Raw genomic sequence first — 18,337 nt, 5'->3', positions numbered from 1 at the left:
CGGCCGGACAATCGGCGCATGGCCGATCTGTTTGATTCCCCTTCGCCTGCGGCGCCCCTTGCGGAGGCCCTGCGCCCCGCTAGCCTCGACGAGGTCATCGGTCAGAGCCACCTGATCGGCCCTGGCCGACCACTGCGGCTGGCCTTCGAGTCTGGCAAGCCCCATTCCATGATCCTTTGGGGGCCGCCCGGCGTAGGCAAGACCACGCTGGCTCGGCTCACGGCCAAGGCCTTCGGCTATGAGTTCATTGCACTGTCGGCGGTGTTTTCGGGCGTCAAGGACATCCGCGCCGCCATGGAGCGGGCCGAGCAGCACCTGGCGCTGAGCCGCAAGACCATCCTCTTCGTCGACGAGATCCATCGCTTCAACAAGAGTCAGCAGGACGGCCTGCTGCCCTTCGTCGAATCGGGCCTGGTCACCTTCGTCGGCGCGACCACCGAGAACCCGTCCTTCGAGGTCAATTCGGCGCTGCTTTCGCGGGCCCAGGTCTACACGCTGCAGTCGCTCAGCGAGGACGAACTCCGTCAGCTGGTGCGTCGTGCGCAGGACAAGGTGCTCACCCATCTGGCGCTGAGCGATGCGGCCGTGGACACGCTGGTTGGCTATGCGGATGGCGACGCGCGCCGCATGCTCAACCTGCTGGAGCAGACCGACACCGCCGCGCGTGCCGCCGGGGTGGAGGAAGTGACGCCCGAGTTCCTGCAGAGCGCGCTCACGCTCAACGCGCGCCGCTTCGACAAGGGCGGCGACAACTTCTACGACCAGATATCGGCCTTGCACAAGTCGGTTCGCGGCTCGCATCCAGACGCGGCGCTGTATTGGCTCACGCGCATGCTCGACGGCGGTGCCGATGCTCGCTACCTCTCGCGGCGCATCGTGCGCATGGCGTGGGAGGACATCGGCCTGGCCGACCCACGCGCGATGCAGGTGGCCAACGATGCCGCCACCACCTTCGAGCGCCTTGGCTCGCCCGAAGGTGATCTGGCCCTGGCCCAGGCGGTCATCTACCTGGCCATCGCGCCCAAGAGCAATGCGGGCTACAACGCCTACAACCAGGCACGGGCCTTCGTGCGGCAGGACAAGTCGCGCGAGGTGCCCATCCACCTGCGCAATGCGCCCACCAAGCTGATGAAGTCGCTGGGCCATGGCAAGGCCTATCGCTATGCGCACGACGAGCCCGAGGCTTATGCGGCCGGCGAGACCTACCTGCCCGAGGGCATGCCCGAGCCCCGGTGGTACCAGCCCGTGCCGCGCGGGCTCGAAACGAAGATCGCTGACAAGCTCACGCACCTGCGCCAGCTGGACGAACAGGCCCGCAAGGACTGACACCGCCCTGACACCGGGCGCCCGCCGAGCCGCTCCAGGCTTGCGGAAAACCCCACCCTGCCTGCACCAGATTGGCGCGAGGCCGTGTCTACAATCCCGCCCACTTCGACCCGCCGACCACCCATGCTGGCGGGTTTTTTGCTACTTGAACCATGGCGCCAATCCGGTGCTCCGGCTTGGCAAAAGGCGTCCTCACCGGGACGCATAACAAAAGGGACCTCTCTTTATGGAAATATTGCTGCAACAGATCATCAACGGTCTGGTTCTCGGCAGCATGTACGCCCTGATAGCCCTCGGCTACACCATGGTGTACGGCATCATCAACCTCATCAATTTCGCCCACGGCGAGGTCCTCATGGTCGGTGCGCTGACCAGCTGGACCATCATCGGCTGGATGCAGTCGGCCATGCCGGGCACCCCGGGCTGGATCATCCTGATCCTGGCTACGTTGATCGCCTGCGTGGTGGCTGCGACGCTCAACTTCACCATCGAGAAGGTCGCCTACCGACCGCTGCGCAACAGCCCCAAGCTGGCGCCGCTGATCACCGCGATCGGCATGTCGATCCTGTTGCAGACGCTGGCCATGATCATCTGGCGGCCCACCAACAAGGCCTATCCGACGCTGCTTCCCAGCGAGTCCGTCCATATCGCGGGCGCGGCCATCTCGCCGACGCAGATCATGATCCTGGTGGTCACGGCAGTCTCCCTGGCGATCCTGACGTGGCTGGTCAACTACACGCGCCTGGGTCGTGCCATGCGCGCCACGGCCGAGAACCCGCGGGTGGCGGCGCTGATGGGCATCCGGCCCGACACGGTGATTTCCGCCACCTTCATCATCGGCGCCGTTCTGGCGGCCATCGCTGGCGTGATGTACGCGTCCAACTACGGCATCGCGCAACATGCCATGGGCTTCATCCCCGGCCTCAAGGCCTTCACCGCGGCCGTGTTCGGCGGCATCGGCAACCTGGCCGGCGCTGTGGTGGGCGGGCTGCTTCTGGGCGTGATCGAGGCGGTGGGCGCCGGCTATCTGTCGGACGTGACCGGCGGCGTGCTGGGCAGCCAGCACAGCGACATCTTCGCCTTCATCATCCTCATCATCACGCTGACCGTGCGGCCGTCCGGCCTGCTCGGCGAACGTGTGGCGGACCGGGCCTGATGGCCAAGGAGGCTCCATGAAGAATTCCAAGAACCTCGTCGTCTTCCTGATCGCCGCCGTCGCGCTGCTGGCCTTCCCACTGCTGCTGCAGACCCAGGGCAATGCCTGGGTGCGCATCGTCGACATCGCGCTGCTGTACGTGATGCTCGCGTTGGGCCTGAACATCGTGGTCGGCTACGCCGGCCTGCTGGACCTGGGCTACGTCGCATTTTTCGCCATCGGGGCGTACCTCTACGCGCTGCTGGGCTCCACGCAGTTGACGGATTCTTTCCCTGCGCTGCAGGCGATGTTCCCGAACGGCTTCCACACCTCGCTGATTCTGGTGATACCGGCGGCGCTGGTGCTGGCAGGCATCTTCGGCGCCCTGCTGGGTGCGCCCACGCTCAAGCTGCGCGGCGACTACCTGGCCATCGTGACGCTCGGCTTCGGCGAAATCATCCGCGTGTTTATGAACACGCTGGACCATCCCTACAACATCACCAACGGCCCCAAGGGCATCAGCAGCATCGATCCCATCCGGATCTTCGGGCTCAATCTGGGCCGGCCGCTGAAGATCGGCGACTACACCATCTCTTCGGTGTCGCTGTACTACTACCTGTTCCTGGCGCTGGTGATCTTCACCGTCATCCTGTCGCACCGGCTGCAGAACTCGCGTGTCGGCCGTGGCTGGATGGCCATCCGGGAGGATGAGATCGCCGCCAAGGCCATGGGCATCAACACCCGGAACATGAAGCTTCTGGCCTTCGGCATGGGCGCAAGCTTCGGTGGCATGTCGGGCGCCATGTTCGCGGCCTTCCAGGGCTTCGTCTCACCCGAGTCCTTCAGCCTGATGGAGTCGGTGATGATCGTCTCGATGGTGGTGCTCGGCGGCATCGGCCACCTGCCTGGCGTGATCCTGGGTGCCGTGCTGCTCGCGGCGCTGCCCGAGGTGCTGCGCTATGTGGCCGGTCCGCTGCAGGCCATGACGGACGGCCGACTCGACGCGTCCATCCTGCGCCAGCTGTTCATCGCGCTGGCCATGATCGTGATCATGCTGGTGCGTCCGCGCGGCCTGTGGCCCTCGCCGGAACACGGCAAGTCGCTCAAGGGGACGCCGCGGGCGCCCGACCCGGTGTCCGGCTCGGCCCAGGCTGTCACGCCTGGCATCGACACGCCGGCCGAAGAGGTGCCCGGCGGCGCCAACCGGCCCATGTCCATCAACCCTTGAGCCGAAGGAAGGAACACTCTCATGGCAGACACCATCCTTCACGTGAAGGGCATCTCCAAGCGCTTCGGCGGACTCCAGGCCCTGTCGGACGTGGGCATCCGCATCGAGCGGGGCCAGGTCTACGGCCTGATCGGCCCCAACGGCGCGGGCAAGACCACCTTCTTCAACGTCATCACCGGGCTGTACACGCCGGACAGCGGCAGCTTCGAGCTGGCCGGCAAGCCCTACCAGCCCACGGCCGTGCACGAAGTGGCCAAGGCCGGCATCGCACGCACCTTCCAGAACATCCGACTCTTCGCCGAGATGACGGCGCTGGAGAACGTGATGGTCGGCCGCCATGTGCGCACGCATTCGGGCGTGTTCGGCGCCATCTTCCGCACCTCGGGCTTCAAGGCCGAGGAGCGGGCCATCGCCGATCGCGCACGTGAACTGCTCGACTATGTGGGCGTCGGCAAGTACGCCGACTTCAAGGCCCGCACGCTGAGCTACGGCGACCAGCGTCGGCTCGAGATCGCGCGTGCCCTGGCCACCGACCCGCAGCTCATCGCACTGGACGAACCCGCCGCCGGCATGAACGCGACCGAGAAGGTTCAGCTGCGCGAGTTGATCGACCGCATCCGCAAGGACAGCCGCACCGTGCTCATCATCGAGCACGACGTGAAGCTGATCATGGGTCTGTGCGACCGCGTGACGGTGCTCGACTACGGCAAGCAGATCGCCGAAGGCACCCCGGCCGAGGTGCAGAAGAACGAGAAGGTGATCGAGGCCTACCTCGGCACCGGTGGACACTGAAAGGCCGCGCATGGCACAGACTCTGTTGAAAGTGAGCGGCCTGAAGGTCGCATATGGCGGCATCCAGGCCGTCAAGGGCGTGGACTTCGAGGTGCGCGAGGGCGAACTGGTGTCGCTGATCGGCTCCAACGGTGCTGGCAAGACCACCACCATGAAGGCCATCACCGGCACGCTGCCCCCGCTGGCAGGCGAGATCGAGTTCATGGGCAAGTCCATCAAGGGGCGTGGCGCCTGGGACCTGGTCAAGGAAGGCCTGGTGATGGTGCCGGAAGGCCGCGGCGTGTTCACGCGCATGACGATCACCGAGAACCTGCAGATCGGCGCCTACACGCGCAACGACAAGGCCGGCATCGCGCAGGACATCGACCGCGTGTTCACCACCTTCCCTCGCCTGAAGGAGCGGGCCACGCAGCTGGCGGGCACCATGTCCGGCGGCGAGCAGCAGATGCTGGCCATGGGCCGCGCGCTGATGGCCCGGCCCAAGGTGCTGCTGCTGGACGAGCCCACCATGGGCTTGTCGCCCATCATGTGCGACAAGATCTTCGAAGTGGTCAAGCAGGTCTACGACCAGGGCGTGACGGTGTTGCTGGTGGAGCAGAACGCCAGCCGCGCGCTGCAGATCGCCGACCGGGGCTACGTGATGGAGTCGGGCCTGATCACCATGAATGGCGATGCCAAGGTGATGCTGAACGATCCCAAGGTGCGCGCCGCCTACCTGGGCGAGTGACGCTCAGGGCGGCGCACGAGGCCGCCGGTCAAGCAAAGAAACGGGCCGCGCTTTCGCCGGCCCGTTCTGCTTTGGATCTGCGCGCCGCCGCAGCGGCGCCCGGTGCAAGGCTCAGTCCACCTTCGCGCCGGTCGCCTTCACCACCTGCTCGTACTTGGCCAGTTCGCTCTTCATGAAGGCGCCGAACTGCTCGGGCGTGGTCGGCACCGGCTCGGCAAAGAGGGCGGCGAAGCGGGTCTTGGTCTCGGGCGCGTTCAGCGCGCCGACGAAGGCCTGGTTCAGCCGGTCGATCACCTCGCGCGGCGTACCCGCGGGCGCCACCAGCCCCCACCAGGTGTCGATGGAAAAGCCCTTGAGCGTGTCCGCCACCGGCGGCACCTCGGGCAGGAAGGGGCTGCGCTGCAGCGTGGTCACGGCCAGCGCCTTGAGCTTGCCGCCACGGATGTTGGGCGCGGCCGTGGCCAGGTTGTCGAAGTTGAAGTCGACCTGGCCGCTCAGCAGCGCCAGCTGCGCCGGGTTGCCGCCGTTGTAGGGAATGTGCACGGCGAAGATGCCGGCCGCCTTCTTGAACATCTCACCCGCCAGGTGGCCGGCGCTGCCGTTGCCGCCGCTGCCGTAGTTCAGCTTGGCCGGGTTGGCCTTGGCGTAGGCGATCAGGTCCTTGAGGCTGTTGATCTTCAGGCGCTGCGCCGTCTCGGCATTCATCACCAGCACATTGGGCACCCGCACCATCTGCGTGATGGGCGCGAAGTCGGTGGCCGCGTTGTAGGGCATGCGGCTGTAGAGCCAGGGGTTGACCGCATTCGTCGCCGTGGCGGCGATGCCGATGGTCAGGCCGTCGGGTTGCGCCTTGGCCACCATGTCGGCGCCGATGTTGCCGCCGGCACCGGGCTTGTTGTCGATGATGATCGGGCCGCCGAAGGCGTCCTTGGCACGTTCGGCCAGCGCACGCGCAGTCACGTCGATGGGGCCGCCCGCGGCATAGGGCACCACCAGGCGGATCGGCCGGTTCTCGGCGCGCGCCACGAAGGGCAGGGCGGCGCTCGCAGCCAGCAGGGAGAGCACGGGGCGTCGGGTGATCAGGCGGGTCATGGTGTCTCGTGTTGTCTTGTGATCGGACGGCCGCGCGCCGTCAGTCGACGGCAGGCGGCGGAGCAGGCGTTCAGGGCGCGGCCTTGTCCGCCTCGGAGGTGAAGGCGTCGGCGAAGAATTCCTCTTCGGGCAGGCCGGCCTGGGCCACGTAGTCGCGCTGCGCGGATTGCACGACCACCGGCGCGCCGCAGGCATAGACCTGGTGGCCGGAAAGGTCGGGCGTGTCCTCGAGCACCGCCTGGTGGACGAAGCCGGTGCGACCCGTCCAGTTGTCTTCGGGCACGGCATTGCTCACCACCGGCACGTAGCGCAGCTGGGGCATCTCGGCCAGCTGCTCGCGGATCCAGCCGTCCATGTACAGGTCCTGCGGCCGGCGGCCGCCCCAGTACAGCGTGGTCGGCCGCTTGATGCGCTTGAACTTCATGTGCTCGATCAGCGCCTTGATGGGCGCGAAGCCGGTGCCCGAGGCCAGCAGCACGATGGGCTTGGTGCTGTCCTCGCGCAGGAAGAAGCTGCCGTAGGGGCCTTCGACGCGCAGGATCTCCTTTTCCTTCATGGCGCCGAACACGTGGTCGGTGAACTTGCCGCCGGGCATGTGGCGGATGTGCAGCTCGATGCCGGTGCCGGGCTCGGCCAGCGTGTGCGGCGCATTGGCCATCGAATAGCTGCGCCGCGCGCCGTCGCGCAGCAGGAATTCGACGTACTGGCCGGCATGGAACTTCATCGGCTCGCCGGCCGGCAGCTGCAGGCGCAGCCGCATCACGTCGTGCGACAGGCGCACCAGGGTTTGCACCCGCACAGGCATCTTGCGGATCGGGAAGGCGTCGGCGTCGACCACCTGTCGCGATTCGAGCACCACGTCGCTCGTGGCATGGGCACGGCAGGTCAGGATGTAGCCGGCGGTGGCCTCCTCGGCGCTGAGGGCCTTGGACTGGTAGGGCTCCATCGTCACCTCGCCGGAAAGCTTCCTGCACTTGCAGGAGCCGCAGGCGCCGTCCTTGCAGCCGTAGGGCAGGCCGATGCCCTGGCGGATGCCGGCGGACAGGATGGATTCGCCGGCCTCGGCGTCGAAGCGGCGGCCGCTGGGCTCCACGCTCACGGAGAACACGGTGTCGGACATGGGTGGGTATTCTTCGGGGGTTGTGCCGGCGCTGGCGCCGCGTGGGGCGGGCGCGGCCGGTCAAGACTGCGGAAAGCGTTCGATTTTGCCTTCAAACCGTCTTCCCCTCGGTGCGCTGCCGGCGCGCTTCCGCCGCATGCGGCTGCTCGTCGTCGGTTGCGGCGACGTGGGCCAGCGGGTGCTGCGCCAGCTCGGCGGGCGGATGCGGGTGCTGACACTGACCTCCTCACCCGAGCGGGTGCCGGCCCTGCGCGCGGCCGGTGCCGTGCCGCTGGTGGGCGACCTGGACCGGCCCGCCACGCTGCGCCGGCTGGCCGGGCTGGCGCCCCGTGTGCTCCATCTGGCGCCGCCGCCACGCGAGTCGGGTGCTGGCGGCGACCGCGACACCCGCACCCGTGCGCTGTTGCAGGCGCTGGCCTGCGGCGGCGCGATGGCCGCGCCGGACGTGCTGGTCTACGGCTCCACCACCGGCGTGTATGGCGATTGCGGCGGCGACTGGATCGACGAGACCCGCGCCGTGGCGCCGGCCACCGCGCGCGGCCGACGTCGCGTCGATGCGGAACGTGCGGTGCGCGAGGCCGGCACGCGCGGCCTGCGCGCCAGCATCCTGCGCATCCCGGGCATCTACGCGCCCGACCGGCCGGCGGGCACGCCGCGCGAGCGCCTGCTGCGCGGCACGTCAGCCCTGCGGATCGAGGATGACGTGTACACCAACCACATCCATGCCGACGACCTGGCGCGCGCCTGCATCGCCGCACTCTGGCGCGGGAAGGCGCAGCGCGTCTACCACGCGAGCGACGACACACAGATGCGCATGGGCGAGTACTTCGACCTGGCAGCCGGGCTCTACGGCCTGCCGCGCCCCCAGCGGCTGTCGCGCACGGAGGCGGCGCAGCAGCTGTCGCCCATGCAGATGAGCTTCATGGCCGAGTCCCGGCGGCTGCGCAACACGCGGCTCAAGAGGGAGCTGCGCGTACGCCTGGCCTGGCCGACGGTGAACACCGGCCTCTTGGGCTGAGGGCCCGGGCCCGCGAGCCGTGGCTCCAGCGCGCAGTGTGCGCATGGGCTCGGGCGCTGCAGGGGATGCGCTCGCCAGCGCTCGCCGCTCAGGCGGCTGGTGCCGTCGCCAGCGCGGCGAGCGCCTCGCCATCGGTGCGGTACTGCGCGAACAGCGGCCCTGGCGCCAGCAGCCCTGCACGGTCCAGCACCTGCTGGGCCGGGAGCTTAAGACCCGACAGGTGCAGCATCACGCCGCGGCCTTCCAGCAGCCGGCGGATGTTGCCGAAGACCTCAGCGCCGGTCAGGTCCACGCGGTTGATGGGCTGCGCGAACAGGCAGACGTGGCGCAGGTCCGGATGCCTGGCAAGCGCCTCGGTGATGTGACGCTCCAGCGTGCTGGCGGAGGCGAAGTCCAGTTCCGCGTCCATGCGGAGGGCGTAGAGGTCCGGCGCCAGCGGCGGCAGGCGCCACAGGTGGCGGTCTCGCAGGCTGCCGTCCCCGTGCAGCCCCACCTCGATGATGCGCGGATGCAGATGCCGGTACATGTAGTGCGACAGCGCCGCCAGCAGCCCGCCCAGCACGCCCCAGTAGATCGAGGGCGCCGTCGCGATGGTCAGCACGAAGGTGCCGAAGGCGATGCCGGCCTCGATGCGCGAGATGCGCCACAGCTGCACGAAGGAACGCGGCTTGAGCAGCCCGATGGTGGCCGTGGCGACGATGGCCGCCAGCACCGCCTGCGGCACGTGGTAGAGCAGCGGCATGGCCCACAGCAGCGCCACCGCCACCACGGCCACGTTGAACAGCGTCGCCCACTGCGTCTGCGCGCCCGCATACAGCGTGATGGCGGAGCGCGAGAAGGACGAACTCGTCGGGAAGCTGCCCGTGAGGCCCGAGGCCACCTTGGCCAGGCCCTGGCCGATTAGGTCCTGGTTCTCGTTCCAGAGCTTGCCGGCGCGGGCGTTGTCCACCTTGGCACTGGAGGCCGTCTCCAGGAAGCTCACCAGCGTGATCAGGAAGGCCGGCAGCAGCAGCGTGCCCAGCTGATGCCAGCCCAGTAATTGAGGCAGGTAGAAGTCGGGCAGGCCGCCCGGCAGCTCGCCCACCACGGCGCCGCCGCCCAGCGCGTAGCCCAGCAGTGCGCTGATCAGTGCGGTGCCGGCCACCAGCAGCATGGTCGTCGGCATGCGCGGCGACAGCCGCTTGCCGAGGAACAGCAGCGCCATGCTGCCCAGGCCGAAGCCGATCGCGATGAAGTCCGGCGGCGGACCCTGCATCACCTGCAGCGGTGTGCGGCCGGTGTAGCCCAGCAGCGCCGGCAACTGCGACAGCGTGATCAGCACCGCCGCGCCCTGAGTGAAGCCCATCAGCACTGGCGAATTGACCAGCCGCAGCAGCCAGCCGAAGCGCGCGGCGCCCAGCAGGATCTGCATGGCGCCCGAGAGCAGGGTGAGCCACACCGCAAGCGACACCCATTCGGCGCTGCCCGGCACCGCCATGGGCGCGAGCGTCGCGCCCACCAGCAGGCTGGTCAGGGCGGTGGGCCCCACCGACAGTCGTGCCGACGAGCTGAACAGCACCGCGATCAACGCCGGCAGCAGGGCCGCATAGATGCCCGTGACCAGCGGCATGCCGGCCAGCGCCGCATAGGCAACGCCCTGCGGGATCACCATCAGCGCCACGGTGAGTCCCGCCAGCGCCTCGCTGACCAGCAGGCCGCGCGTGGGCCGGGGCCAGTTCAGGAAGGGCAGCCAGTGCTTCAGGGCCCGGGCCCGGCCCATGGGAGGGGACGCGGGCGAGGGGGAGTGGGGGAGGTCGGGATCGGCAGGGGCAGTCATGAAGCGGGCACCGTGCTCAGGCGACGGTGGCGCGCGATTGTCCGCTCACTGGCCTGCCAATCGGCGTCATGCCGGTGTCGGGCACGCCGCTTGCGCGGCGCGGACGCTCAGGGCGCCGGGCAGCTGTCGTCGAGCCCGGCCGCACTGGCCAGCTTGCGCCAGCTGGAGCGCTGTTCAAGGCAGGCCTTCTGCCGGGCCTGCGCCGCCTGGGCCTGTGCCTGTTGGGCGGCCTGGGCGCGCTGCGCCTGCAGTTGCGCCACGCGCTCCTTGATGCGTGGCATGGCGGCCAGCGCCGCTTTCTCGCCTTCGAGGATGGCATTGGCCCGCTGCGTGAAGTCTGCGGCGCCGATGTCCAGCACAGCGGGACGGATCGTCACGTCCGCCCGCGCCAGTTCCGCCTGACCGAGCTTCTGGCCCATGATGGCGATGGACTGGCCCACGGTGCCAAGCATGTCGGCGGGTGAGCGTCCGCGTGCCTTGCTGGAGATGTCGACGGCGATGACGACGTCCGCACCCAGCTGCCGGGCCGCATCCACGGGCACGGGGCTGACCACGCCCCCATCGACATAGTGGTACTTGCCGATGGCCACCGGCTGGAACACGCCCGGCACGCTGCTGGAGGCCCGCACCGCCTGGCCAATGTTGCCGCGGGCGAAGAGGGTGCGCTCGCCGTCCTCCAGCCGCGTGGCCACGGCCACGAAGGGCTTGGCCAGCTGCTCCATGGGCTTGTTGTGGACCTGGGCGTTGACGTAGTCCTCCAGCTTCTGCCCCAGCACCAGGCCGCCGGACGAGAACTGCAGGTCGCGGATGCTGGCCTCGTCGAGCGCGACGGCCTTCTGCTGCAGCTCGAAGGCGTTCATGCCGCTGGCATACAGGGCGCCGACCACGCTGCCGGCGCTGGTGCCGGCCACCACGGCGGGGGCCAGGCCGTTGGCCTCCAGCATCTTGATCACGCCGATGTGGGCGAAGCCCTTGGCCGCGCCGCCGCCGAGGGCGATGCCGATGCGGATGGGGGCGGGCGCGCCGCTGCCGGCGGGCGGGGGAGAGGTCGTGGCACTGGGCGCGGCGCTCGTCGCGGCTGCGGGCGTGCGGGGCGCGCTGCCGCAACCGGTGAGTGCCGCGAGGCCGAGGGCGGCGATGGGCCACCACCCGAGGAACGTGCGGCGGGGAAGGGAAGAAGAGTGTCCTGCTGTCATCGGAGAGGACGGAGTGTGACAGCGGCGAAAAGTGCCCGGAACGCGCGGCACGGGCCTGGATCAGCCGCGGCATTCCTTCTGGCGCCCTCTCCCGCGCGGGGGAGAGGGACTCATGCCTCAGCCCGCGATGTGCCGCGCCACGGCCTCGCCCAGTTCCGTCGTGCTGGCCTGTCCGCCCAGGTCGGGGGTGCGCGGGCCTTCACGCAGCACCGTCTCGATGGCCGCCAGGATGGCGTCGTGCGCCTGGCGGCAGGCGCCTTCGCCGTGGCCCAGGAAGTCCAGCATCATCGCGCCCGACCAGATCATGGCGATGGGGTTGGCGATGTTCTTGCCGTAGATGTCCGGCGCCGAGCCGTGCACCGGCTCGAACAGCGAGGGGAAGGTGCGGTCCGGGTTCAGGTTGCCCGAGGGCGCCAAGCCGATGGTGCCGGTGGTGGCCGGGCCCAGGTCCGACAGGATGTCGCCGAACAGGTTGGTGGCCGCCACCACGTCGAAGCGGCCCGGCTGCAGCACGAAGCGGGCGGACAGGATGTCGATGTGCTGCTTGTCCAGCGCCACGTCGGGGTAGGCCTTCTTCACCTCGTCGGCCTGCTTGTCCCACCAGGGCATGCTGATGGCGATGCCGTTGCTCTTGGTGGCCAGGGTGACGTGCTTGCGGGGCCGCGACTGCGCCAGCTCGAAGGCGAACTTGAGCAGCCGCTGTGCGCCGACGCGGGAGTAGACCGACTCCTGGATCACCATCTCGCGGTCCGTGCCCTCGTACATCACGCCGCCCAGCGAGGTGTACTCGCCCTCGGTGTTCTCGCGCACCACGAAGTAGTCGATGTCGCCCGGCTTGCGGCCCGCCAGCGGGCAGGGCACGCCCTCGAACAGGCGCACCGGGCGCAGGTTGACGTACTGGTCGAACTCGCGGCGGAACTTCAGCAGCGAGCCCCACAGCGACACATGGTCCGGCACCGTGGCCGGCCAGCCCACCGCGCCGAAGAACAGGGCGTCCATGCCCTGCAGCTGGGCCTTCCAGTCGTCCGGCATCATCTTGCCGTGGGCCGCGTAGTAGTCGCAGCTGGCCCATTCGAAGTGGCTGTATTCGATGGCGATGCCGAAGCGCTGGGCCGCGGCGTCGAGGGCGCGCAGGCCCTCGGGCATGACTTCCTTGCCGATGCCATCGCCGGGCAGGACGGCGATGCGGAAGGGACGGGTGGGGGTGGCTGCGGCCATGTGCGGTCTCCAGGTGCGGAAGAGGAAGGAATGGCGTGCATTCTCGTTGCGCACGTAATTCATACAATCCTGCTTCCGTGAAGACATTGGCCACGAATCGTGAGCAATATCCCCGCCAATGAAGACCTGCGCGTCTTCCTCATCGTGGCCCGCCAGTCCAGCTTTGCGGCGGCGGCGGAGCAACTCGGCGTTTCGACCGCCTACGTGAGCAAGCGCATCCGCGTGCTGGAAGACACGCTGGGCGTGCGTCTGCTTCACCGCACCACCCGGCGCGTGAGCGTGACCGACCAGGGCGAGCGCGTCTTCCACTGGGCGCAGCGCGTGCTCGACGATGTGGAGCAGCTGATGCAGGAGGTGGCCGTCACCCGCGGCGAGCCGCGCGGGCTATTGCGCATCAGCAGCAGCTTCGGCTTCGGCCGCCGGGTGGTGGCGCCCATGCTCTCGGCCATGGCGCGCCGCCACGCCGGTCTGCAGGTGCGGCTGGAGGTGCTGGACCGGCTGGTGGACGTGGCGGCCGAGGGCTACGACGTGGACGTGCGGGTGGGCGATGAGATCGCGCCGCACCTCATCGCCCGCCGGCTGGCCGCCAACCACCGCGTGCTCTGCGCCGCGCCCGCCTACCTGGCCCGCCGCGAAGCACCGCGCACCCTGCAGGACCTGGCCAGCCACGACTGCCTGGTGATCAAGGAGCGGGACCACCCTTTCGGCGTCTGGCGGCTGCGTGCCGGCGCGCAGGAAGAGGCGGTGAAGGTCACCGGCCCGCTCTCTTCGAACCATGGCGAGGTGGCGGTGCAGTGGGCGGTCGACGGCCACGGCGTGGTCCTTCGCTCGCTGTGGGACGTCGCACCGCTGCTGGCCGACGGCCGCTTGGTGCAACTGCTGCCCGACTGGCGGCAGGAGGCCAACGTGTGGGCCGTCTACCCGGAGCGCCTGGCCAGCTCGGCCAAGGTGCGCGTCTGCGTCGAATACCTGATCGAGGCCTTCGCCGAGGTCAGCGCCGCCGATGCTGGAAGGCCGTCGGCGACTTCCCCGTCGCCTGCTTGAACATGGCGCAGAAGGCGCTGTCGGTGGCATAGCCGCAGGCCGTGGCCACCTGGCTCACGGCCATGCCGCGGGCCAGCAGCGGCAGCGCGTGGGCCAGCACCGCCTGCTGGCGCCAGGCCTGCCAGCTCATGCCCAGCTGGTCGCGGAACAGGCGCGCCACGGTGCGCTCGCTGGCGCCGATGCCGCGGGCGCGCTCGGCCAGCGTCGCGCGGTCGTCGGGCGCGCGCAGCACGGCCTCGCACAGCTGGCGCAGGCGCTTGTCCTGCGGCAGCGGCACGTCGATGCGGATCTGCTGGGCGCGCTCCAGTTCGTCCACCAGCAGCGGGGCGATCCAGCGCTCGCGCTGCGGCGCGTTGGGGTCCCCAGGCGGCAGGCCGTCGGGCGTGGTGTCCAGGGCCAGCATCAGGGCGCGCAGCAGCGGGCTGATCTCCAGCACCTCGCAGCGCGTCCAGTCCGGGCCCAGCCAGCGGTGCAGGTAGACGGTGCGCAGTTCGGCGTCTTCCACCAGCGTGATGCTGTGCGGCACGTCCGCCGGCACCCAGAGCGCGCGCGAGGGCGGGATGATGTAGCTGCCGTCCCGTGTGGACAGGCGGATCACGCCGCGGGTCGAGAAGGTGAGCTGCGGCCAGGGATGGGTGTGGGGTTCGACCAGCGTGTCTGCCGAAAGGAAATGCTCCTTCGCCCGCAACGGTCGCACTGCGTCGGGCGCGTAGAGGTGCGGCGTGAGCGGGCCCACGCTGTGGGCCAGGGCGGCCGGGGCCACCGCCGGGGGCGCCTTCCGCGCGCCGGACGGGCGCCGTCGCCGGGCGGAGGGGGCCGCGCCCGGCGCGGCTTCGGCAGGCGTCGCAAGATCTGGCATGTTTTCGACAGAGGTTGGCAGGGTGTCGGCATTCTGCCGTTTTCCGGCGCCTACCATGGCGGGGCGCTGCGGAGCCCGGGTCGGGTGACGCAGCCGCTTCCTCCAACGACAAGAAACCCGCCTGCTGCGTTCGCCGGACGCACGGCCCGCTGCCATGACCACTGCTTCCGCGTCGCCCCCGGGCGGCTCCTCCTCCCTTCGCTCGGACGCCACGCTCATCGGCCTGGTCGGCCTGGCGCACGCCATCAGCCATTTCAGCCAGCTGATCCTGCCGCCGCTCTTTCCCTGGCTGAAGGACGCCTTCGGCGTCAGCTACACCGAGCTGGGCGCGGTGCTGACCGTGTTCTTCGTCACCTCCTGCGCGGTGCAGGCGGGCTCGGGCTTCATCGTCGACAAGCTGGGCCCGCGCCCGGTGCTGTTTGTGGGCCTGGGCTGCCTGGGGCTGGCGGCCTTCGGCTACGCGATGGCGCCCAACTACTGGGGCCTGGTCGCGAGTGCCGTCGTGGCGGGCGTGGGCAATGGCGTCTTCCACCCGGTGGACTACACCCTGTTCAACCGCAAGGTGGCGCCCACCCGCCTGGGCCATGCCTACAGCGTGCACGGCATCACCGGCAGCCTGGGCTGGGCGCTGGCGCCGGCCTTCGTGGTGCCGCTGGCCATCGCCTTCTCCTGGCGCGTGGCGCTGGCCAGCGCGGGCGTGCTGGCCCTGGTGGTGCTGGTCGTACTGTGGTTCGGCCGCGCTGCGCTGGCGCTGGACGTGAAGGCGGTGCAGAAGGCGACGGGCCAGGGCCCGGGGACCGACGGCGCCTTCGCCTTCCTGCGCATCCCGGCCGTGTGGATGTGCTTTGGTTTCTTCCTTTTCTACGCCATGGTCATCAGCGTGGTGCAGACCTTCGCGCCCCAGGCCGCCGGCCGGCTGCACGACGTGCCGGTGGCGCTGGTCGCCATCTGCGTGACGGTCTACATGGTGGCCAGTTCGGTCGGCATGGTGCTGGGCGGCTTCCTGGCTTCGGACCCGACCCGCTGCGAGCGCATCGTGGGGGCTGGCTTCGGCGTCGCCGCGGTGCTGGCGCTGGTGCTGGGCCTGGCGAGCTTTCCGCCCGCGGTGGTGCCGGTGCTGTTCGGCGCCATGGGCTTCGCTTCGGGCATTGCCGGGCCCTCGCGCGACCTGATCGTCAAGCGGTCGACGCCGGCCAATGCCAGCGGGCGGGTCTACGGCGTGGTGTACGCGGGCCTGGACATCGGCCAGGCGGTGGCGCCGCTGATCTTCGGCCGCCTGATGGACGCCGGCCAGTACGCCAGCGTGATCCTGGGCCTGGCGCTGGTGCAGGCGGTGCTGATCGCCAGCGCCTTCAATGTGCGCCGGGCACGGCGCGAGCTGCTGACGCCGGCTTCAGCCTGACTCTCCACCGGCGCCGCGGCGCACGGGGGGCGCCGCCGTGGCCTGCCCCGCGCGGCGCGGGTCGCTGGCGCTCAGAGGATCTCCAAAACCACCTCCTTGGGCCGGCACAGCCGCGTGCCCTTGGGCGTGACCACCAGCGGGCGGTTGATCAGCACGGGGTGGGCCACCATCGCGTCCAGCAATTCCTCGTCGCTGCGCGCCGGATCCAGCAGGCCGAGCTCGGCGGCCAGCGCTTCCTTCTCACGCAGCACGCCGCGCGCGCCAAGGCCACTGTCCGCACACAGGCGCTGTAGCGTCTGCCGGTCGGGCGGTGTCTTCAGGTATTGAACGACGACGGGCTCGATGCCCCGTTCGCGCAGCATCGCCAGCGTGTTGCGCGAGGTGCCGCAGGCAGGGTTGTGGTAGATCGTGGTGTCGGTGCTTGGCATCCGTGAATTATTCCCACCATACTCGTCGGATGCGGTGCCGACGCTTCCTGCTTCTGCTGCCTGGGCTCGCGGCGATCGGAGCCGCGTCGCCGGTGTGGGCGCAACCGCGAGCCGCCGAGGCGGGCGCTGCCGCCTCGTTGGTGGCCGCTGAACGGCTCGCACAGGCCGTGGTCCGGCTGGCCGCCCTGCGCACCGACGACCACCTGCTCGACCTCGGCACTGCCGAAGGGCGCGTGGTCGTGGCGGCTGCGCTGGCCGGGGCGCGCGCCACCGGCGTCGAGACCGAACCCGAACTGCTCAACCGTGCCCGCCAGCGGGCCGCCCAGGCGGGCGTGGCCGACCGGGTGGCCTTCCGTGAGGAGGATCTGCTGCGCACCCGCCTGAGTGGTGCCAGCGTCATCGTGATGCACCTGCCGCCTGAGTCGCAGCAGCAGTTACGGCCGGCGCTGCTGCGCCTGGCGCCCGGGACCCGGGTGATCTCCGAGACCGATGGCCTGCCTGGCTGGCCGGCCGAGCAGACACAGGCCGTGGAACTGCCCGACCGCAGCCCCGGGCGCCTGCGCACGCAGCGGATCCACCTCTGGCGCGTGCCTGCCCCGGTCGAGGGCAACTGGTGCGCGCCCGGCGGCTTCCAGCTGAGCTTTCGTCAGTCGATGCTGGAGTACCGAGCCACCTTTGCGCGCGGTGGCGGCACGCCGGTGCAGTGGCGGGGCCGCATCGATGGCGCCAGCCTGCCGCCACCGGTCGGCGGCGCACTCCGGCCCTGGCTCATCTGGAGCGACGGCCAGTTGCTCGTGCGGCGTGGCATTCCGGGCCTGCCGGACGGCGTCCGATTGAGCCGTCGGCCCGCCGCCGGATGTCAGGGCTGAGGGGGGGCTGCCCGGACAATGCCGCGATGAGTTTCCGCTACTGGTTGATGAAGTCGGAGCCCGACGAGTGCTCCATCGACGATGCCCTGGCCGCGCCGGCGCAGACCGTGCCCTGGACGGGCGTGCGCAATTACCAGGCGCGCAACTTCATGCGCGATGGGATGCAGGTCGGCGACGGCGTGCTCTTCTACCACTCCAGCTGCCCGCAGCCGGGTGTGGCCGGCATCGCGCGCGTGGCCTCGGGTGTGCGGCCCGATCCGACGCAGTTCGATGCGGCATCGCCGTACCACGACAGCGCTTCCAAGCCCGATGCGCCGCGCTGGCTGCTGCTGGACGTGCAGGCGGTGCGCAAGACGCGGCTGCTCGGCCTGCCCGAGCTGCGCGCCGAGCCGGCATTGGCCGACATGCTGCTGCTGCGCAAGGGCAACCGGCTGTCGATCACGCCGGTGACGCCGGCCGAGTGGGCGGCCGTGCTGGCGTTGGCGGATCGCTGAGCCAACGCGAGGCCAGGGCGGCCCGCTGCCAGGCCGCCCCGCCAGTGCGCCCCTTCAGGCGGTGAGCAGCGCGTCCAGCCGCGAGAGCCCCGCGATGGTCTTCACGCAGGCCTCTGCCGCCTCGGTGCCCTTGACCGCGAAATGGCGATGGAAGTACTTGCGGTGCTCGATGTGCTCGTGGAAGTGGTGCGGCGTGAGCACGGCCGAGATCATGGGCACCTCGGTCTCGAGTTGCACCTGCATCAGCGACTCGACCACCGTGCTGGCCACGAACTCGTGGCGGTAGATGCCGCCATCGACCACCAGCGCGCAGCACACCACGGCGGCATAGCGGCCGCTGCGGGCAAGCCGCTTGGCATGCAGCGGGATCTCGAATGCGCCGGGCACGTCGAAGATGTCGATCTGCGAGGCAGGCACGCCCAGGCGTTCCATCTCGGCAAGGAAGGCGTCGCGCGCCTGGTGGACGATGTCCGCATGCCACTGGGCCTCGACCAGCGCGATGCGCCGGTCGCCCAAGGCGGGCAGGATCTGGAGGGGAAGGTCGTTGAGCTGACTCATGGTGTTGCCTTTGAA

At 69.7% G+C, this 18,337-nt stretch carries 17 protein-coding genes and 1 pseudogene; 10 read left to right on the top strand and 8 right to left on the bottom strand.

The window, feature by feature from the left end; genetic code table 11:
- The first annotated feature begins 18 nt into the window (after window positions 1-18).
- The 5 genes from BXA03_RS14280 (at window position 19) to BXA03_RS14260 (ending at window position 5,208) form a co-directional block, all read left to right on the top strand.
- Window positions 19-1,326 (top strand): replication-associated recombination protein A, encoded by a 1,308-nt coding sequence (locus BXA03_RS14280; RefSeq protein WP_076508908.1) that lies wholly within the window; start codon window positions 19-21, stop codon window positions 1,324-1,326.
- A gap of 226 nt (window positions 1,327-1,552) precedes the next feature.
- The gene (locus tag BXA03_RS14275) at window positions 1,553-2,482 is read left to right on the top strand and encodes a branched-chain amino acid ABC transporter permease (protein WP_076508906.1); all 930 of its coding nucleotides are present in this window, start codon (window positions 1,553-1,555) and stop codon (window positions 2,480-2,482) included.
- A 16-nt stretch (window positions 2,483-2,498) separates the two neighbouring features.
- Window positions 2,499-3,689 (top strand): branched-chain amino acid ABC transporter permease, encoded by a 1,191-nt coding sequence (locus BXA03_RS14270; RefSeq protein WP_076508904.1) that lies wholly within the window; start codon window positions 2,499-2,501, stop codon window positions 3,687-3,689.
- Window positions 3,690-3,710: 21 nt separating this feature from the next.
- Window positions 3,711-4,481, top strand: coding sequence for an ABC transporter ATP-binding protein (locus tag BXA03_RS14265; RefSeq protein ID WP_076508902.1), 771 nt, complete (start codon window positions 3,711-3,713; stop codon window positions 4,479-4,481).
- A gap of 10 nt (window positions 4,482-4,491) precedes the next feature.
- Window positions 4,492-5,208: an ABC transporter ATP-binding protein gene (locus BXA03_RS14260; RefSeq protein WP_076508899.1), complete on the top strand. Its 717-nt coding sequence runs from the start codon at window positions 4,492-4,494 to the stop codon at window positions 5,206-5,208.
- 111 nt (window positions 5,209-5,319) lie between these two features.
- Here BXA03_RS14260 and BXA03_RS14255 read toward each other — a convergent pair whose 3' ends face one another.
- Both BXA03_RS14255 and BXA03_RS14250 read right to left on the bottom strand, forming a co-directional pair.
- Entirely contained in the window at window positions 5,320-6,300 is a 981-nt protein-coding gene (locus tag BXA03_RS14255) for a Bug family tripartite tricarboxylate transporter substrate binding protein (protein WP_234983691.1), read from the bottom strand.
- A 70-nt stretch (window positions 6,301-6,370) separates the two neighbouring features.
- Window positions 6,371-7,420 (bottom strand): CDP-6-deoxy-delta-3,4-glucoseen reductase, encoded by a 1,050-nt coding sequence (locus BXA03_RS14250; protein WP_076508897.1) that lies wholly within the window; start codon window positions 7,418-7,420, stop codon window positions 6,371-6,373.
- Window positions 7,421-7,505: 85 nt separating this feature from the next.
- Here BXA03_RS14250 and BXA03_RS14245 point away from each other — a divergent pair, with 85 nt between their 5' ends.
- A complete protein-coding gene (locus tag BXA03_RS14245; RefSeq protein WP_076508893.1) occupies window positions 7,506-8,438 on the top strand; it encodes an SDR family oxidoreductase in 933 nt (310 codons plus the stop codon).
- Window positions 8,439-8,526: 88 nt separating this feature from the next.
- Here the strand turns inward: BXA03_RS14245 and BXA03_RS14240 are convergent, their stop codons facing one another.
- The 3 genes from BXA03_RS14240 to BXA03_RS14230 all read right to left on the bottom strand — a co-directional run bounded on the left by BXA03_RS14240 (window position 8,527) and on the right by BXA03_RS14230 (window position 12,668).
- Window positions 8,527-10,197, bottom strand: a complete 1,671-nt coding sequence (locus BXA03_RS14240; RefSeq protein WP_076508890.1) for a SulP family inorganic anion transporter — start codon at window positions 10,195-10,197, stop codon at window positions 8,527-8,529.
- 164 nt (window positions 10,198-10,361) lie between these two features.
- Window positions 10,362-11,450 (bottom strand): patatin-like phospholipase family protein, encoded by a 1,089-nt coding sequence (locus BXA03_RS14235; protein WP_076508887.1) that lies wholly within the window; start codon window positions 11,448-11,450, stop codon window positions 10,362-10,364.
- Window positions 11,451-11,567: 117 nt separating this feature from the next.
- Window positions 11,568-12,668 (bottom strand): tartrate dehydrogenase, encoded by a 1,101-nt coding sequence (locus tag BXA03_RS14230; protein ID WP_076509320.1) that lies wholly within the window; start codon window positions 12,666-12,668, stop codon window positions 11,568-11,570.
- 99 nt (window positions 12,669-12,767) lie between these two features.
- Between BXA03_RS14230 and BXA03_RS14225 the strand changes: the two genes are divergently transcribed.
- Window positions 12,768-13,712, top strand: a complete 945-nt coding sequence (locus tag BXA03_RS14225; RefSeq protein ID WP_076508885.1) for a LysR substrate-binding domain-containing protein — start codon at window positions 12,768-12,770, stop codon at window positions 13,710-13,712.
- On the opposite strand, the gene BXA03_RS14220 is transcribed toward BXA03_RS14225, so the two are convergent.
- On the bottom strand, window positions 13,660-14,475 hold the full coding sequence (locus BXA03_RS14220) for an AraC family transcriptional regulator (RefSeq protein WP_076508882.1): 816 nt from the start codon (window positions 14,473-14,475) through the stop codon (window positions 13,660-13,662). The genes BXA03_RS14225 and BXA03_RS14220 overlap by 53 nt on opposite strands.
- Before the next feature lie 250 nt (window positions 14,476-14,725).
- Here BXA03_RS14220 and BXA03_RS14215 point away from each other — a divergent pair, with 250 nt between their 5' ends.
- On the top strand, window positions 14,726-15,973 hold the full coding sequence (locus BXA03_RS14215; RefSeq protein WP_076508880.1) for an MFS transporter: 1,248 nt from the start codon (window positions 14,726-14,728) through the stop codon (window positions 15,971-15,973).
- A gap of 74 nt (window positions 15,974-16,047) precedes the next feature.
- On the opposite strand, the pseudogene arsC reads toward BXA03_RS14215, so the two are convergent.
- A pseudogene (gene arsC, locus BXA03_RS14210) lies at window positions 16,048-16,401 on the bottom strand (arsenate reductase (glutaredoxin)); the annotation flags it as partial.
- Window positions 16,402-16,493: 92 nt separating this feature from the next.
- Between arsC and BXA03_RS14205 the strand changes: the two are divergent.
- Together BXA03_RS14205 and BXA03_RS14200 are read left to right on the top strand one after the other, a co-directional pair.
- The gene (locus BXA03_RS14205) at window positions 16,494-17,270 is read left to right on the top strand and encodes an SAM-dependent methyltransferase (protein WP_159444721.1); all 777 of its coding nucleotides are present in this window, start codon (window positions 16,494-16,496) and stop codon (window positions 17,268-17,270) included.
- A 26-nt stretch (window positions 17,271-17,296) separates the two neighbouring features.
- Entirely contained in the window at window positions 17,297-17,764 is a 468-nt protein-coding gene (locus BXA03_RS14200; protein WP_076508871.1) for an EVE domain-containing protein, read from the top strand.
- A 54-nt stretch (window positions 17,765-17,818) separates the two neighbouring features.
- On the opposite strand, the gene BXA03_RS14195 is transcribed toward BXA03_RS14200, so the two are convergent.
- Complete coding sequence (locus tag BXA03_RS14195; RefSeq protein WP_076509318.1) at window positions 17,819-18,322, bottom strand: 6,7-dimethyl-8-ribityllumazine synthase; 504 nt, start codon at window positions 18,320-18,322, stop codon at window positions 17,819-17,821.
- Window positions 18,323-18,337 lie beyond the last annotated feature (15 nt).

The organism is Pseudacidovorax sp. RU35E, assembly GCF_900156165.1.
Classification (GTDB): domain Bacteria; phylum Pseudomonadota; class Gammaproteobacteria; order Burkholderiales; family Burkholderiaceae_C; genus Xenophilus.
Note: the sequence above shows the minus strand (reverse complement) of the source record. Positions and strands in the feature narration are given on the sequence as shown.

Bases quoted from the DNA above. Each gene is read 5' to 3' on its own strand.
- BXA03_RS14280 (WP_076508908.1), top strand. From the start codon at position 19: ATGGCCGATCTGTTTGATTCCCCTTCGCCTGCGGCGCCCCTTGCGGAG.
- BXA03_RS14275 (WP_076508906.1), top strand. From the start codon at position 1,553: ATGGAAATATTGCTGCAACAGATCATCAACGGTCTGGTTCTCGGCAGC.
- BXA03_RS14270 (WP_076508904.1), top strand. From the start codon at position 2,499: ATGAAGAATTCCAAGAACCTCGTCGTCTTCCTGATCGCCGCCGTCGCG.
- BXA03_RS14265 (WP_076508902.1), top strand. From the start codon at position 3,711: ATGGCAGACACCATCCTTCACGTGAAGGGCATCTCCAAGCGCTTCGGC.
- BXA03_RS14260 (WP_076508899.1), top strand. From the start codon at position 4,492: ATGGCACAGACTCTGTTGAAAGTGAGCGGCCTGAAGGTCGCATATGGC.
- BXA03_RS14255 (WP_234983691.1), bottom strand. From the start codon at position 6,300: ATGACCCGCCTGATCACCCGACGCCCCGTGCTCTCCCTGCTGGCTGCG.
- BXA03_RS14250 (WP_076508897.1), bottom strand. From the start codon at position 7,420: ATGTCCGACACCGTGTTCTCCGTGAGCGTGGAGCCCAGCGGCCGCCGC.
- BXA03_RS14240 (WP_076508890.1), bottom strand. From the start codon at position 10,197: ATGGGCCGGGCCCGGGCCCTGAAGCACTGGCTGCCCTTCCTGAACTGG.
- BXA03_RS14235 (WP_076508887.1), bottom strand. From the start codon at position 11,450: ATGACAGCAGGACACTCTTCTTCCCTTCCCCGCCGCACGTTCCTCGGG.
- BXA03_RS14230 (WP_076509320.1), bottom strand. From the start codon at position 12,668: ATGGCCGCAGCCACCCCCACCCGTCCCTTCCGCATCGCCGTCCTGCCC.
- BXA03_RS14215 (WP_076508880.1), top strand. From the start codon at position 14,726: ATGACCACTGCTTCCGCGTCGCCCCCGGGCGGCTCCTCCTCCCTTCGC.
- BXA03_RS14200 (WP_076508871.1), top strand. From the start codon at position 17,297: ATGAGTTTCCGCTACTGGTTGATGAAGTCGGAGCCCGACGAGTGCTCC.
- BXA03_RS14195 (WP_076509318.1), bottom strand. From the start codon at position 18,322: ATGAGTCAGCTCAACGACCTTCCCCTCCAGATCCTGCCCGCCTTGGGC.